The organism is Tenebrionibacter intestinalis, from assembly GCF_016632365.1.
GTDB lineage: Bacteria > Pseudomonadota > Gammaproteobacteria > Enterobacterales > Enterobacteriaceae > Tenebrionibacter > Tenebrionibacter intestinalis.
In genome coordinates, this window is record NZ_JAEPBH010000013.1 from 57020 (window position 1) to 73002 (window position 15983).

Genomic DNA, 15983 nt, shown 5'->3' on the forward strand with positions numbered 1-15983 from the left:
CCTGCGGGCTACAGCCTACCGGTGTAATGCCAGGCGAGATAGCGCAATAGCCGCAACTGGCGCGTAATGCGGCTCGGCTGCGTCAGCAGACGATAAAGCCACTCCAGCCCAAGCTTCTGCCAGCGTTGCGGCGCGCGCTTAACGTGGCCGGTAAAGACATCATACGTGCCGCCAACACCCATATATAACGCGTGAGGATAAACTGTTCGGCAGTCGCTTATCAGGATCTCCTGGCGCGGCGACCCCATCGCCACCGTCACCAGTCGGGCGCCGCTGTCGCGAATGCGGGCAAACAACGCATCACGCTCCTGCGGCGAAAAATAGCCGTCCTGGCTGCCGACTATATTGACGTTCCACCGGTTACGCAGCATCTGTTCAGTCTGCGTCAACACGGCTGGACGCCCGCCAACCAGAAACACCGGCGTGCCCTCGCGCCCGGCACGCAACATAAGCGCCTCCCACAGATCGGCCCCCGCCACCCGGGAGACCTGCGCCTGCGGATATTTTTTACGAATTGAGCGCACCAGGCTGATGCCGTCGGCGTATTTATATTCCGCAGCCTCGATCAGTTGGCGCATCCGGGCAGAGCTTTCCGCCGTCAGCACCTTTTCAGCGTTGATCGCCACCAGCGTACCCTGCTTCAGTTTGCCGCCTGCGTGAAGGTAGTCCAGCGCATGCTCCCTGTCGCGCCAGCCCAGCAGATTGAGGCCACGAATAGTGTAAACCGGCGCGTCTGACCTGTTATTCATCATTTTTCCTGCTCGCTGCGGAAAGTTGTGTTAAATGTTGGCTGGTTGCGCAAGACCGGGGGCGGACCAGCCCGGCGTAATCCAGCAGCCAGAAAATCAGCTTCGCCAGCAACAAACTCAGGCCAAACACAATCAGAAAAAACACCACGCGCGATACAAAGGCATCAAGCCCTTCGCGCGCAAGCACAATCATATTGAAGATGGCGCCAAAGCAAAAGCTGTGCAAAATGGCCGCGTTATAGCGATTCTTTTCGCAGTTGCCGCGCACAAAAAGCCAGTCAAACCATTTAATGATTAGCCCCACAACCACGGCCCCTGGTACGATAAACCATGCTCCCCCCATCACCAGTAGCGAACCAATTAGCGTCGGTGAGATAGCCAGCCCGGAGTGATTATTAAGCACTTCCCAGGTAAAATAATTAGCGCTGTTCAGTATCACGGCAGGCCTGTCCGGCCATAACCACGACGGAATAAACACATAAAAGTCGCGTACAATCGGCGCCAGCCCCTGAAACGCAATATTGTCGTAATGCTGAATCAATAACGCCAGATTCTCCCACGGCGAGAAGGTATCGCGGGTGAGATACAAAAAGGTATAAAACGCCTCATCGCCGCTGACGTTCAGCCCATAGCGCTTGAGCGCCAGCCAGAACATCCCCACCACGCCAAGCGCGCCTGCCGCCGCCAGCAACCACAAAGAGATCCAGCCGCGTATCAAACCGATAAACAGAAAAATGGCGAACGCAATAATGATATTAGCGCGCGTGCCGCCCACAATGGCATAAGTCAGCAGACCAAACCCTACGGTACTGACCAGAAAACCAAGCCAGCGGGCTTTACTCTGGCGCAAAAAATAAACCACCAGCATCGCCGGAATAAAAAAGTAAAAAAAGCGCTTCAGCGCCACACCGGAAACCTGGCTTGAAAAAATCTGGCTGTAGGACTTTAGCTTAAAGAGCAAAAAACCATTATGCAGAAAGAACACCGCCACGCTCACCAGCGCCAGCGCCAGCAAAATTATCCAGGTGAGGTTTGTTTCCACGCGATTCATACTAAACAGCCGCCCGACAGGCGGGTATTGCGTTGACCGCAGCCGAATTTTATAGGCGGTATAATACACAGCATAAAAACAACTGGCCGACAGCAGCGCCTGTAGTAGCGTAAACGCAGGCGCCACGCCCACGTTAAACCGGAACGCCAGCATAGCGGTAAACGGAAAGCCGAAAAAAAAAGTTAGCAAAAAGAGAAGCGAAAAGAGGACGTTAAAGTTAAAACGCACCCGACGAAATTCTCGCCAGGTAAGCGTACCGATGAACAGTACTGACAGGCTCCAGACAAAAAACAGGCCGCCAAATTGCAGTAAACTCATACCGACTCTCCCGACGCCACGCGCAGCGCATTCTCCCAGCCAGCGATATAGTTCGGGCTGAAAAAAGCAATGCGGCTTTTATCTACGTTCTGCAACTGCCGCTGCGCCTCACGCACCACCCGCTTATCCAGGCTGTCTGTCGTAAACAACACCGGCAACTGCTGTTCAGCCATATCCAGCCAGAACGGATTTTCACGATTCAATACGCAGGGAACGCCCGCCTGAATCAGCAAACACAGCGTGCCGATGCCCTGCTGGCGCGCAAAAATAAAGTACCCCAGATCGCAGCCGCGCAGTAGCTCAAGATAAGCGTCAAACGGCATATTTTCACGTAGTATGGTGAGATTATCGGCGCTAAAAAGCGTTTTCGCTTCCTGCTCAACATGACGGATATAGGCCTCATTTCCACTGGGGTATCCCATCGGCACCACCACCCTTACGCCATCGCCAAACTGGCGATGTATTTCCCGTAACGCGATAACGTGCCTGTTGCTGCAATCGCCGGAGTTACCGACCAGAACGGTAAGCTTCCGGCCTTCTTCACGCCGGTTTTCCAACGTATTTAACGCAGGATCCATACGCGTCGGGAAATAGAGCAATCCGGTCGCAATGTTTGAATAATGCGTCACGAAATAGAGCAGGTCGCCACGGGTACCAAACACGTGCCCTACGCGCCTGTGCGCCATACGGCGCAGCCTGTAAAAAAGCCGAAACTTCAGGCTGGCGGCCGCCTCGTAGAGATCCGCACCCCAGATATGCCAGCTCGCCTGATCCGGCTTAAGGCCGCCGAAAAGCAGCGCCAGCCATATCCCGGTATTAAACTGGCCGTGGAAAAAGAAACGCTGTCGGCGGTTTGCCCGCGCTCTGGCGACCACCGCTTTAGCCAGCGCTTTTTTGCTGTCAAACAAGGCGATATCCAGTCCGGGGTAGGCGTTCACCAGCGCCAGATCTTCGCTCACCACCATAAACTTTTTTCCCTGTTCAGGCGCATTCAGCGTCTGCGCAAAGAACTCAAGCACTGTGCGATTATGATGCGGGATATCCGATCCCAGTACGTGAATCAGTGTAGTCATACTCGTTTACGCCAGATTAAAAATGCACAGACGCACAGGAAAAACCAGACGATATACGTTGCCATATAGGCCTGTGCCGCGCCCAGCGCGCCGTGCGCAGGGATAAGCCAGCGAGAAAACCCCGTCAGCAGCGCAAACTGGCCTAGTTCCGCCACGACGTACAGACGCAGGGAGGCTTTTGCAATAATAAGATAGCCAAAAACATAAGCGCCAACTTTCAACACATCGCCAACCAACTGCCAGGCGAACAGATCGCGCATGGCGGTAAATTTTGCTGAAAAAAGCAGCCAGATGGCAACATCGCGCAATAACCATACCATCAGCCCCACCATCGCGACCGCAGGCAGCACAAAGCGCATCGCTTTACCTATTTCACGGCTGATATCCGCTTTTTCGGTCAAACGTGACAATGTGGGCAGCAAATAGACGCTGAACGAAGCCGTAATGAATTGCAGCCAGGCATCCGAAATGCTGCTCACACCCTGCCAGATGCCTACCGCATCCCAGCCATAGCGCGCCGCCAGCAGGTTACGCATCATCACGTAAGCCACCGGCATAGTCACCGAGGTTATGAGCGCCATCAGCGTAAATTTGCCAAGACGGCTGGCGATGGCGCTATCCCATGCGGGCTTAAGCCACTGGAGCGGTAAGTGTTCACGGCGCTTAAGCGAAATCACGGCGGGGATAACCACCAGCGCAGGCGCCAGCGCCAGCCCGAACAGCGCCCCCGGATAACCGCCGATTTTCCAACACGCAATGTAGGCCAGAACGCCAGTCAAACTGCCGACGATTAGCGCCAGCGCGTTACCGGCTGCATCACGAAACCCTTTCATGATAGCCAGCGACAGGTTTGCCCAGGCTATTCCCAGCTGTACCAACGCTAACAGCCGCACCAGGCCCTGATAGTTATCATGGCCGAATAGCCCGACGCTAACAGGGCGCGCAGCCAGCAGAAATACCAGCGCCAGCAGCGAAGAAAAACCCAGCACCATCGCTGACGACGTGCCGACAATCTGGCGCAGATGCTGCGGTTCATCGCGATACTGCGATACGTATTTAGTGACGCCGTTAAAGATACCCGCGCCAGCCAGTACGCCCAGCACCGTCACCAGTTGCCGAAAGTTTCCCGCCATACCGACGCCGCCCGGCCCATAAGCCACCGCCAGCAGCTTTACGACCAGTAAGCCCGCGCCAATCTTTACCAACGTGGACGCCGCCGTCCATATGGAAGCTCGTGCCAGCGACATCAGCCGAAGTAGCTCAACAGTGTATTAATGACCGTGCGCTGATTGACTGGCGCGAGGTTATAGAATAGCGGCAGGCGCAACAGACGCTCGCTTTCTACGGTGGTGAAACGATCTTCGCCGTGAAAAATGCCAAATTGCTGGCCTGCCGGGCTGCTGTGCAGCGGAATATAGTGGAAGACAGCAAGGATATCCGCCTCTTTCAACCAGTCAATAAGCCGGCTGCGATCGTCGCCGTCGCGCAGCTTAATGTAGAACATATGGGCGTTGTGTACGCAGCCTTCAGGCAGCGCAGGCAGTTCAATCCGCCCTTTTTCCGCCAGCGGCAGGAGCGCATCGTAGTAGTTGCGCCACAGCGCCAGACGCTGCTGGTTAATAAGCTCGGCGGCCTCCAGTTGCGCCCACAAATAGGCCGCCTGTAGATCCGCCATCAAATAGCTGGAACCGATATCGCGCCAGGTATATTTGTCCACCTGGCCGCGAAAGAACTGACTGCGGTTAGTGCCTTTCTCGCGAATAATTTCCGCGCGCTCCACAAGCGTCGGATCGTTGATAAGCGTTGCGCCGCCTTCGCCACCTGCGGTGTAGTTCTTGGTTTCATGGAAACTCAGGCAGCCAATATGGCCGATAGCGCCAAGGGCGCGCCCCTTCCAGGCAGACATTACGCCCTGCGCCGCATCTTCAATAACCCACAGGTTATGTTGCTGCGCAATGCGCATAATGACATCCATATCACAGGCAACGCCCGCGTAGTGTACCGGCACGATAGCGCGCGTTTTTTCAGAGATCGCCGCTTCAATTTTACTTTCGTCGATATTCATGGTGTCAGGACGCACATCGACAAAAACAATACGCGCGCCGCGCAGCACGAAGGCGTTCGCGGTTGATACAAAGGTGTAGCTCGGCATAATTACTTCATCGCCGGGCTGGATATCAATCAGCAGCGCCGCCATTTCAAGCGACGCGGTGCAGGAGGGCGTTAGCAGCGCTTTACGGCTGCCGAAGCGCTGCTCCAGCCATTGCTGACAGCGGCGGGTAAAGCCGCCGTCACCGCACAGCTTGCCGCTCTCCATCGCAGAGCGCATATAGTCAATTTCGGTACCAACTATCGGCGGAGCGTTAAATGGGATCATGTTCTCACCTGTATAACCAGTAAGCGGAGCGCTCAATCACCGCACCGCTTTCAATATAGCGGCGCAGCGCCGCCCGGTTGCTGATTTGGGTCGCCACCCGAATCCGGGATAGCCCGCGCATCTCGCACCAGCGCCGCGCCGCCAGCATTAATCTTGCCCCTGCGCCATGCCCGGCCAGCAAACCAATGCGCCCTTCCTGCTCGTTTAGCTGACGCAGCGTAATAAAGCCGCGACATTGCGCGCCAGCTCGCAAAATCAAACATTCATGATCGAAGCTGCCGCGCACCGCGTTTTCAACCCATTGCGCATAAAAACGCGCGCTTTCCCCTGCGGGATACCACGGCTCGCGAAAGCGGCTCTGGCTAAATACGCTGGCCGCCGCACGCAGTTGAGCGATATCGCTTTCCTGCGCCACGTCAAGGCCGGGATCAGGGTTATTCGCGCCCGTGGCAAGGCTCAGGTCAACCTCCCCCTCCACCAGCCTGAAGCCCAGCGCCTGGAGGGCGTCCAGCCGCGCCGTGTCCTCAGCGGCGATTTTTGCCTGCACGCGTGAAAAAGGCTGCAATTGCGCCACGTTTAGCGGCGAAGCGGAATCGGAAAAACGGACAATTGCGCTCGCCAGTCCGAAAAACTCGCTCTCCCAGACCAGCGGTTCAACGCTGGCGCGTAAGGCATCCAGCGGCTGTGGCTTCACCGCCATACTCCGCGTGTGTCAACAATGTAGCGCTGCACAAGCCGTGCGCCGTCAATAGCTTTAAACTGACAATGATCCACCAACAGCACCAGTATATCCGCGCGCGACAACGCATCCTGCACATCCGTCAGCGTACAGCGGCCCTGCAGCTTTTGCGGCAGCGTGTGGATATTAGGCTCCACCGCCAGCAGCTCTCCGCGGTGCCACTGCGCCAGCTCGCTCACAATAGACATAGACGGGCTTTCGCGCAGGTCATCAATATCCGGCTTGAACGCCAACCCAAAGCAGGCGAGAGTCAGTTCTTCAGCACGTTTTCCGCTGTCTGCCAGGCAGTCGGCTACCGCCGCTTTTACCCGATCAATCACCCAGCCCGGCTTACTATCGTTTACGTCCCGCGCAGTGCGAATCAGACGCGCCTGCTGCGGGTTTTGCGCCACAATAAACCACGGATCGACGGCAATACAGTGTCCGCCGACGCCGGGGCCAGGCTGCAGAATATTAACGCGCGGATGGCGATTTGCCAGGCGAATCAGCTCCCACACGTTAATACCCTGTGTTGCGCAAATTAACGAGAGCTCATTGGCGAAGGCGATATTAACGTCACGAAAACTATTTTCCGTTAGCTTACACATTTCTGCCGTGCGGGCGTTCGTTACCACGCATTCGCCTTTAAGAAAGATGGAATACAATTCGCTGGCGCGCGCCGAGCAAACGGGCGTCATCCCGCCAATCACGCGGTCATTTTGTATCAACTCCGCCATCACTTTCCCTGGCAGCACGCGCTCAGGGCAGTAGGCTATATTGATATCCGCCGCTTCCCCCGCCTGCTGCGGAAAGGTCAGATCGTCGCGCAACGCCGCCAGCCAGCCGGCCATTTGTTCCGTAGCGCCTACCGGCGACGTTGATTCCAGAATCACCAGCGCCCCTTTTTTTAGTACCGGCGCAATGGCCTCGGCCGCCGCTTTAACGTAAGCCATATCCGGCTCATGGTCGCCTTTAAACGGCGTGGGCACGGCAATCAAATACGCATCTGCTTCAACCGGCGTTGTACGCGCAGACAACCAGCCGCCTTCAACAGCGGCTTTTACTACGCAGTCAAGCTCCGGTTCGACGATGTGGATTTCCCCTCGGTTGATGGTGGCAACCGCATTTTCATTGACGTCCACGCCGACCACGCGCTGTTGGCGCGATGCGAAGGCCGCAGCAGTGGGCAGGCCGATATAACCCAGGCCAATCACAGAGATAATGTTAAAACTCATTGTGTCACCCGATAGTGTTTCAGTGCAGTAATAATGCGCTCGCAGGCTCTGCCGTCGCCATAGGGATTATGCGCATGGCTCATGGCCAGGTAAGCCTCGTTGTCTTTTAGCAGACGCGTGACTTGCGCAACAATTGTTTGTCTGTCAGTGCCAACCAGCCGCACCGTCCCGGCTTCCACGGCTTCTGGCCGCTCGGTTGTGTTTCGCATCACCAGCACAGGCTTACCAAGAGAAGGCGCCTCCTCCTGAATGCCGCCGGAATCGGTCAGGATGAGATAGGAATGATGCATTAACCAGACAAACGGCAGGTAATCCTGTGGATCGATTAGCATAATATTATCGATATGGCCCAGAATTCGGTTAACCGGCTCGCTGACGTTGGGATTAAGATGGACTGGATAAACAATCTGTACATCCGGATGCTGCGCCGCTATCTGCGCCAGCGCATGACAAATGTTCTCAAAACCGCTGCCGAAGCTTTCGCGGCGATGTCCGGTCACCAGGATGAGTTTTTTATTACGCTGTAAAAACGGATAGCATTCGTTAAGCGCCGCACGCTGCGCCTCATCGCTGAGCACGCGATCGCGAACGGACAGCAGTGCGTCAACAACGGTATTGCCGGTGACAAAAATGCGGCTGTCGCGGATATTTTCACGCAGCAGGTTCTGGCGCGACGTTTCGGTAGGCGCAAAATGCAGCGTAGCAAGATGGCCTGTGAGAGTGCGGTTCGCCTCCTCAGGCCACGGCGAAGCCAGATCGCCGGTGCGCAGTCCCGCCTCGACGTGACCTACCGCAATACGCTGGTAAAACGCAGCCAGGCTTGTGGCGAGGGTCGTCGTGGTATCGCCATGTACCAGCACCACATCGGGTCGGAACGACGCCAGCACCGGCTTAAGGCCTTCAAGAATTCGGCAGGTTATTTCGCTTAATCCCTGGTCCGGCCGCATGATATTCAGATCATAATCCGGCCGGATTGAAAAGAGCGACAATACCTGGTCAAGCATTTCACGATGCTGAGCGGTCACACAGACCTTCACGTCAAAAAAAGGATCGTCCTCCAGCGCGTGAACCAGCGGCGCCATCTTTATCGCTTCAGGACGCGTACCAAAAACGGTCAGAACTTTCACAGTATTTATCTGCCTTGATTAAACACAATGAAGACGTCCGGACACGTCTTCGTTGTTCTCCAAAAATCAGGTACGCGGGCGACGACGGGACAACGCGACACCGGCCCCGGTCAGCGCGCCAACGGCTCCCCACATCGCCAGCAGAAAGGCGCGGCGCGGGCTGTCGCGCTTAACGGGTTCTTCCGGGGTGCGCAGATAGCGATAAGTCTGAAAGCGCGGTTCAAGGGTCGGTCCAACATTTAATGTCGCCAGCATGGCTTTATTTCTATCGTAATCCATTTCATAAGAAGGCCCGGCCGCCTGTAAATTTTCCAGCCTTGCCTGCAGCATCGGGCGACCCAGCATGAAAAGTTCAGAATCCGGCAGCTCATTAGCGGGCACATCGGCTTCACTGCGTCCAATATTGTGCTGCTCGGCAATTTTCAGCGCCTGCTCCAGGCTGTTAAGGCGACGACTGTAGATAGACTGCGCCACCGCTTCCTGGCGCTTGACCTGCGCTTGCAACTGAATAGCGCGCGCCGCCCAGGCGCCTTTAAGTTCATCGTTAAGGTACGTCGCCGCACGCTGGCTGGCAAAAGCCACATACTGGCGCAGCAAATTATTCGCATCCGGCGCGGTTTCAGCCACCAGTCTGATGCTGTCATTCAGGTTACGCGTAATATCGCCTGGCGTGAACTGAATGTTACCGATAAGCTCGTCCAGCAACGCGGCGTCCGCTTTGCTGTTGCCCGACTGGCGCTGACGGTAATAATCGGTCTGATTCCAGAAATCACGGCGCGTATCCCAGGATGAAAGCTGCATGATGAACTCTTTATAGGTTTCATCCATAACCGACGGGACATCCTGCGCGGCCGTATACGTGCGCGCATCAAGGTTTCGCAGAAACTGCTGCTGAGAATAGTAGCTGCCGAGCATGTTGACGGTAGGACGATCGGTTATGGCCGTCGCCCCCCATTCCTGCCGGGCAAAAAAAGTATAAACAAGCGCAATGACGGCAAACAGCAGCGCAAAACCCACAATCCAGAATTTGCCGCGCCAGAGCGCGCGTATCAGGCCACGGATATCAAGCTCGTTTTCCGCGGCTGCCGGATTATCGCCAGATAGTTGTTTCATCTCTTCCCCGTTTAATGTGCTTATGCCGGACTTTTGCTGCCACGACGCATACGTCGTTTGATACGTTTGATAAAGCGAGCCACTTTCCAGGCGCGCTTAATGCAATAGCCGTAAAGCATAAATGCCAGCAAAAACAATACCAACATTGCCCATTCCGGAACGAAATGCATATATTCCGCCGTCACGCCGATAGCCGCCAGTATCGCAGCCGCAAACGTAATGAGCACAAAAGCCTGACGGGATGTAAACCCCGCCCGCATGATCAGGTGGTGAATGTGCTGGCGATCGGGTGAGAAGGGGCTCATTCCTTTACGCAGGCGGCGATACATTATCGCCACCATATCCATCAGCGGAATGGCAATAATCCACAGCGCGGTCACCGGGCTAATTGGATGGGTTTTTCCCTGCGTCGTTTCCAGCAAAATCCAGATAACGGTAAAGCCAATCAGGGTGCTGCCCGCATCGCCCATAAAGACCTTATAACGGCGGCCAAGCACCCCAAGGTTAAGACAAATATAGGGAAGAATGGCCGCGATCATCGCAAAGCACCACATCGCAAGGCTAAGCTGGCCATCAAACCACAAAATAACGCCCATCGCGGCAAAGGAAACGCAGGATAACCCGCCCAGCAAACCATCAATACCGTCCACCATATTAAAGGCATTGATCGCAGCCCAAACGGCGAAAAGCGTAAGGAAATAGCCAAACGGCCCCAGCACCAGTTCCCAGGTACCGAAGATATAGCCCAGGCTGCTAAGATAAAGTTTGGCCGCCACCATCATGATGATGCCAATCAGGGCCTGAATCGTGGCGCGGATTTTTACGCTAATATCGAATCGGTCATCCAGCGCGCCAACCAGTACCAACACGCCCGCGCAACCCAGATAAAGCGCGGAGTGCGGGATATAATAGTCTGCCAGCCAGAAGGTAAAACAGATGCCCGCATAGACAGAAACGCCGCCGACCAGCGGGATTAGCCCCTGATGACGTTTACGGAAGTTAGGCTTATCGACCAGACCAATTTTTTTTGCAACTTTACGTGCAAAAAAAAGGAAAACGGTTGTGAACAGAAAAATACTGATTAATTCAGTACCAGCGGAGATTAAATTCACAATGAGCGCTCTCTGCAAAATGTACGTTCGGCCTCTGGCATGCTTACGTGGCTAACCGGAGGCGCGCCGACAAGGCGGAACTAACGGCGTTATATTTCACTCTGACTGAATTAATTTTGCCCTGCCAAAGGCACCGTCCGTGAAATCCTGTCCAAATATAGCAGCGTCGACACATTCATATAAAGAAGAAAAGAAAACGCCACGTTGAAACGTGGCGCTTCCCCGGGTTTGCGGCGGCTACGAACGTTTCATCATGTCGAAAAATTCGTCATTGGTTTTGGTCATCGCCAGCTTATTAATGAGGAATTCCATCGCATCAATTTCTCCCATCGGGTGAATGATTTTGCGCAGGATCCACATTTTTTGCAGCTCTTCAGAGGTGGTAAGCAATTCTTCTTTACGGGTGCCGGAGCGGTTATAGTCGATGGCCGGAAAGACGCGTTTTTCTGCGATCTTACGGGAAAGATGCAGCTCCATGTTACCGGTGCCCTTAAACTCCTCATAAATCACTTCATCCATTTTGGAGCCGGTGTCAATGAGCGCCGTTGCAATGATTGTCAGGCTGCCGCCCTCTTCAACATTACGCGCAGCGCCGAAGAAACGCTTCGGCCGATGCAGGGCGTTGGCGTCCACGCCGCCGGTCAATACTTTACCGGACGCAGGCACCACCGTGTTGTAAGCGCGCGCCAGGCGGGTGATGGAGTCAAGCAGGATGATAACGTCTTTTTTATGCTCAACCAGGCGCTTAGCCTTTTCTATTACCATTTCAGCAACCTGGACATGGCGGGAAGCCGGTTCGTCAAAGGTTGACGCAACCACTTCGCCTTTTACCAGGCGCTGCATTTCCGTGACTTCTTCCGGGCGCTCATCGATAAGCAGCACCATCAGCACGCAGTCCGGATGATTGTAGGCAATGCTCTGGGCAATGTTTTGCAGCAGCATGGTTTTACCCGCTTTCGGCGGCGCCACTATCAGACCACGCTGTCCACGGCCGATCGGCGCGGCCAAATCCAGAACGCGAGCGGTCAGATCTTCCGTCGAACCGTTGCCGCGCTCCATACGCAGGCGGGAATTGGCATGCAGCGGCGTCAGGTTCTCAAACAGAATCTTGCTGCGGGCATTTTCCGGCTTGTCGTAGTTAACCTCATTCACCTTCAGCAGCGCGAAGTAACGCTCGCCTTCTTTCGGCGGGCGAATTTTGCCGGAAATGGTGTCGCCTGTGCGAAGGTTAAATCGGCGGATTTGGCTGGGGGATACGTAAATGTCATCGGGACCGGCGAGGTAGGAACTGTCTGCGGAGCGAAGGAATCCAAACCCGTCCTGCAGTATTTCCAGCACGCCATCGCCAAAGATATCTTCGCCGCTCTTCGCATGTTGCTTCAGAATGGCAAAAATAATGTCTTGCTTACGCATACGGGCCAGGTTTTCCAGCCCCATGTTTTCGCCGAGAGTAATCAGATCAGAAACCGGCGTATTTTTTAATTCGGTAAGATTCATAATGGTGGGTTCTTAAACTCGGGGTAATTCTCGAACAGTAATGTAAATAGTAAGGCAGGGTATCCATGCCTGTTAATGGCCATCACCCCGTGCCCGATCGCGGCCTGAATGCAGACGCTCAGAACTGGAACGACAAAACGGATTGGGTAGCAGGCCCGAAAGCGATTTTCTTTTTCTCACGCCTGTGAAGACTGGCAAGAGATTTCGGGTAATACAAGATTCAAACTAAGGTAAGTTCAACATGCAGTTCAGGTAACTTAGCACGGCTGGCACCGGGCGTCCAGCGGTCCACATAAATTTAGGACCACCAGACACGCCGACGGAGATTCATTTACGCCAGGTTAGCGTCCAGAAACTCTTTAAGCTGCCCTTTTGACAGCGCGCCCACTTTCGTCGCCGCCACTTCACCATTTTTGAACAGCAACAGCGTCGGGATACCGCGAATGCCATATTTCGGCGCAGTACCCGGGTTCTGGTCGATGTTCAGTTTAGCTACCGTCAGCTTGCCTTCATATTCGGTTGCGATTTCATCCAGAATCGGGGCAATCATTTTGCACGGCCCGCACCACTCTGCCCAAAAATCAACCAAAACCAACCCTTCCGCCTTAAGTACGTCCGTGTCGAAACTGTCGTCAGTCAGGTGAATAATTTTATCGCTCATACTTCACTCCACAGGATTATGCCTGGCTTTACTGGTGTAAATTTATGCTGTGCCACATACTCATCCGCTAACGCGGTTAACGATGATAAGACACCGCCTTTACATCAGGCAGGTTGACTTTATTTCAACGGATACGCTTTCGTAAAGCAATAGTAAGCTGATATTCTACCACACTATGAGCAAAACACATTTAACTGAACAGAAGTTTTCCGACTTCGCCCTGCACCCGAAGGTTATAGAAGCCCTTGAAAAAAAAGGTTTTTATAACTGCACTCCTATTCAGGCATTAGCGCTTCCGCTGACGCTTGCGGGGCGTGACGTGGCCGGACAGGCGCAAACCGGTACCGGCAAAACGATGGCGTTTCTGACGTCAACGTTTCATTATTTACTCTCGCATCCAGCGCCGGAAGGCCGCCTGATTAACCAGCCGCGCGCGCTGATTATGGCGCCAACCCGCGAGCTGGCTGTGCAGATCCACTCTGATGCTGAGCCGCTGGCGCAAGCCACTGGTATGAAATCGGGCCTCGCTTACGGCGGCGACGGTTACGACAAGCAGCTCAAGGTGCTGGAAAAAGGGGTCGATATCCTGATTGGCACCACTGGCCGCCTTATTGACTACGTAAAACAAAACCATATCAACCTCGGCGCCATTCAGGTTGTGGTGCTGGATGAAGCCGATCGCATGTACGATTTAGGCTTTATTAAAGACATACGCTGGCTATTTCGCCGCATGCCGGCGGCAAACCAGCGTCTGAACATGCTGTTTTCCGCAACGCTTTCATATCGCGTGCGTGAACTGGCGTTTGAACAGATGAACAACGCCGAGTACGTGGAAGTAGAGCCGGAGCAAAAGACGGGCCATCGTATTAAGGAAGAGTTGTTCTATCCTTCTAACGAAGAAAAAATGCGCCTGCTGCAAACGTTGATTGAAGAAGAATGGCCGGATCGCGCCATCGTTTTTGCCAATACTAAGCACCGCTGCGAAGATATCTGGGGTCACCTGGCAGCAGACGGCCACCGCGTAGGATTACTCACAGGCGACGTCGCCCAGAAAAAACGTCTGCGTATTCTTGAAGAATTTACCCAGGGCGATTTGGATATCCTTGTGGCGACCGACGTTGCCGCCCGTGGGCTACACATCCCGGCCGTGACGCATGTCTTTAACTACGATCTGCCCGACGACTGTGAAGATTACGTGCACCGCATCGGCCGTACCGGCCGCGCAGGCGCCAGTGGGCACTCCATCAGCCTCGCCTGTGAAGAGTACGCGCTGAACCTGCCCGCAATTGAAACGTACATCGGCCATGCGATTCCCGTTAGCAAATACAATCCGGATGCGCTAATGAGCGAGCTACCGCCGCCAAAACGCCTGGTGCGCAACCGCTCCGGCAATGGCCCACGTCGCAACAATTCACGTAATCGCCGCCGTACGGGTTAACGCATTATGCTAAACGCCTCCTCGCTCTATGCGGCAATCGATCTCGGCTCCAACAGCTTTCACATGCTGGTAGTGCGCGAGGTGGCGGGAAGTATACAAACGCTCGCTCGCATCAAGCGTAAAGTCCGGCTGGCCGCAGGGCTGGACGCCGACAATATGCTTAGCCGGGAAGCCATGGCGCGCGGCTGGCAGTGTCTCCAGCTCTTCTCCGAGCGCCTTCAGGATATTCCGCAAACGCAGATTCGCGTTGTGGCGACCGCCACGCTGCGCCTGGCGACTAATGCGGCAATATTTATTGAACGCGCGCAAGCCATTCTTGGCTGTCCGGTACAGGTCATTAGCGGAGAAGAAGAGGCGCGACTTATTTATCAAGGCGTCGCACATACCACGGGCGGAGATGACAGACGGCTGGTGGTCGATATCGGCGGCGCCAGTACGGAGTTAGTAACCGGTACCGGCGCTCAAACATCCTCGCTGTTCAGCCTGCCGATGGGCTGCGTGACCTGGCTTGAACGCTACTTCACCGATCGCGCCCTGGCGAAGGAAAATTTCGCCGCCGCAGAGCAGGCAGCGCGTGAAGTGCTGCGCCCGCTGGTGGGTAAACTACGCTATCACGGCTGGAAAGCCTGCGTGGGCGCGTCCGGTACGGTACAGGCGCTACAGGAAATTATGATGGCGCAGGGTATGGATGAGCATATCACGCTGCTTAAACTCCGCCAGCTCAGGCAGCGCGCTATCCAGTGCGGGCGTCTTGAGGAGCTTGAGATTGAAGGCCTGACGCTCGATCGCGCGCTGGTTTTTCCAAGCGGCCTTGCCATTCTTATCGCGATATTTACCGAACTGAATATTGAAAGCATGACGCTTGCCGGCGGCGCGCTGCGCGAGGGGCTGGTGTACGGTATGCTGCATCTGACTGTGGAGCAGGATATACGTAACCGTACGCTGCGCAACGTACAGCGGCGCTTTATGGTCGATGTGGCGCAGGCTGCGCGGGTAGAAAGCCTTGCCCAAAATTTAGCGCAGCAGGTTTCACCACAGTGGGAGCTGGACGCCCTGAGCCAGCAGTTGCTCAGCAGCGCCTGCCTTCTGCACGAAATTGGGCTAAGTATCGATTTTAAGCAGGCGCCCCGTCACGCCGCCTATCTGGTTCGCAATCTCGATTTGCCAGGCTATACGCCTGCGCAAAAAACGCTACTGGCCACGCTACTGCTCAACCAGACGAACCCGGTCGATCTCTCATCGCTGCATCAACAAAATGCTGTCCCGCCGCGCATTGCAGAACATCTTTGCCGATTGTTGCGTCTGGCCATTATTTTCGCCAGCAGGCGGCGCGATGACTGCGTGCCAGCACTGACGCTGACGGCCAGCGAAGAGGCGTTGCACCTGACGCTGCCGGCGTGCTGGCTAAAGCGCCATCCGCTTGGCGCAGAGTTGTTGGAGCAGGAAGCGCTCTGGCAAAGCTATGTTCACTGGCCAATAACCGTACAACCCTGATGCGCTGGCGCCGCAGAATA

Annotated in this window: 15 protein-coding genes; 3 read left to right on the forward strand and 12 right to left on the reverse strand. The window is 55.0% G+C overall.

Translation table 11 applies throughout. From position 1 onward, the window contains the following. Positions 1-8 precede the first annotated feature (8 nt). From wecG to rho, 11 genes are all read right to left on the reverse strand, one after another. Entirely contained in the window at positions 9-749 is a 741-nt protein-coding gene (gene wecG / locus JJB97_RS06595; RefSeq protein WP_238713266.1) for a lipopolysaccharide N-acetylmannosaminouronosyltransferase, read from the reverse strand. Further along, positions 742-2118, reverse strand: a complete 1377-nt coding sequence (gene wzyE / locus JJB97_RS06600) for an ECA oligosaccharide polymerase (RefSeq protein ID WP_238713235.1) — start codon at positions 2116-2118, stop codon at positions 742-744. The genes wecG and wzyE overlap by 8 nt, the downstream gene beginning before the upstream one ends. Beyond that, positions 2115-3191, reverse strand: coding sequence for a TDP-N-acetylfucosamine:lipid II N-acetylfucosaminyltransferase (locus tag JJB97_RS06605; protein ID WP_238713236.1), 1077 nt, complete (start codon positions 3189-3191; stop codon positions 2115-2117). Before JJB97_RS06605 ends, wzyE begins: the two co-directional genes overlap by 4 nt. Further along, positions 3188-4438, reverse strand: a complete 1251-nt coding sequence (gene wzxE, locus JJB97_RS06610; protein ID WP_238713237.1) for a lipid III flippase WzxE — start codon at positions 4436-4438, stop codon at positions 3188-3190. The genes JJB97_RS06605 and wzxE overlap by 4 nt, the downstream gene beginning before the upstream one ends. Continuing rightward, a complete protein-coding gene (gene rffA / locus JJB97_RS06615; protein WP_238713238.1) occupies positions 4438-5568 on the reverse strand; it encodes a dTDP-4-amino-4,6-dideoxygalactose transaminase in 1131 nt (376 codons plus the stop codon). The genes wzxE and rffA overlap by 1 nt, the downstream gene beginning before the upstream one ends. Before the next feature lie 4 nt (positions 5569-5572). Beyond that, positions 5573-6268 carry a dTDP-4-amino-4,6-dideoxy-D-galactose acyltransferase gene (rffC, locus tag JJB97_RS06620; RefSeq protein WP_238713239.1) on the reverse strand — a complete coding sequence of 232 codons (696 nt, stop codon included), beginning with the start codon at positions 6266-6268 and terminating at the stop codon, positions 5573-5575. Continuing rightward, positions 6259-7521, reverse strand: coding sequence for a UDP-N-acetyl-D-mannosamine dehydrogenase (gene wecC, locus JJB97_RS06625; protein ID WP_238713240.1), 1263 nt, complete (start codon positions 7519-7521; stop codon positions 6259-6261). The genes rffC and wecC overlap by 10 nt, the downstream gene beginning before the upstream one ends. Next, on the reverse strand, positions 7518-8648 hold the full coding sequence (gene wecB / locus JJB97_RS06630) for a non-hydrolyzing UDP-N-acetylglucosamine 2-epimerase (RefSeq protein WP_238713241.1): 1131 nt from the start codon (positions 8646-8648) through the stop codon (positions 7518-7520). Before wecB ends, wecC begins: the two co-directional genes overlap by 4 nt. 66 nt (positions 8649-8714) lie before the next feature. Further along, positions 8715-9761, reverse strand: coding sequence for an ECA polysaccharide chain length modulation protein (wzzE, locus tag JJB97_RS06635; RefSeq protein ID WP_238713242.1), 1047 nt, complete (start codon positions 9759-9761; stop codon positions 8715-8717). A 20-nt stretch (positions 9762-9781) separates the two neighbouring features. Beyond that, positions 9782-10873, reverse strand: coding sequence for a UDP-N-acetylglucosamine--undecaprenyl-phosphate N-acetylglucosaminephosphotransferase (gene wecA / locus JJB97_RS06640; protein ID WP_238713243.1), 1092 nt, complete (start codon positions 10871-10873; stop codon positions 9782-9784). 237 nt (positions 10874-11110) lie between these two features. After that, on the reverse strand, positions 11111-12370 hold the full coding sequence (gene rho, locus JJB97_RS06645) for a transcription termination factor Rho (RefSeq protein WP_238713244.1): 1260 nt from the start codon (positions 12368-12370) through the stop codon (positions 11111-11113). A gap of 65 nt (positions 12371-12435) precedes the next feature. On the opposite strand from rho, the gene JJB97_RS18545 reads away from it, so the two are divergent. Continuing rightward, positions 12436-12558, forward strand: a complete 123-nt coding sequence (locus tag JJB97_RS18545) for a hypothetical protein (RefSeq protein WP_263457886.1) — start codon at positions 12436-12438, stop codon at positions 12556-12558. A 143-nt stretch (positions 12559-12701) separates the two neighbouring features. Here the strand turns inward: JJB97_RS18545 and trxA are convergent, their stop codons facing one another. Beyond that, entirely contained in the window at positions 12702-13031 is a 330-nt protein-coding gene (gene trxA, locus JJB97_RS06650; protein WP_238713245.1) for a thioredoxin TrxA, read from the reverse strand. 175 nt (positions 13032-13206) lie between these two features. Here trxA and rhlB point away from each other — a divergent pair, with 175 nt between their 5' ends. Both rhlB and gppA read left to right on the forward strand, forming a co-directional pair. Next, entirely contained in the window at positions 13207-14469 is a 1263-nt protein-coding gene (gene rhlB / locus JJB97_RS06655) for an ATP-dependent RNA helicase RhlB (protein WP_238713246.1), read from the forward strand. Between the two features lie 6 nt (positions 14470-14475). After that, on the forward strand, positions 14476-15963 hold the full coding sequence (gppA, locus tag JJB97_RS06660) for a guanosine-5'-triphosphate,3'-diphosphate diphosphatase (RefSeq protein ID WP_238713247.1): 1488 nt from the start codon (positions 14476-14478) through the stop codon (positions 15961-15963). Positions 15964-15983: the final 20 nt, after the last annotated feature.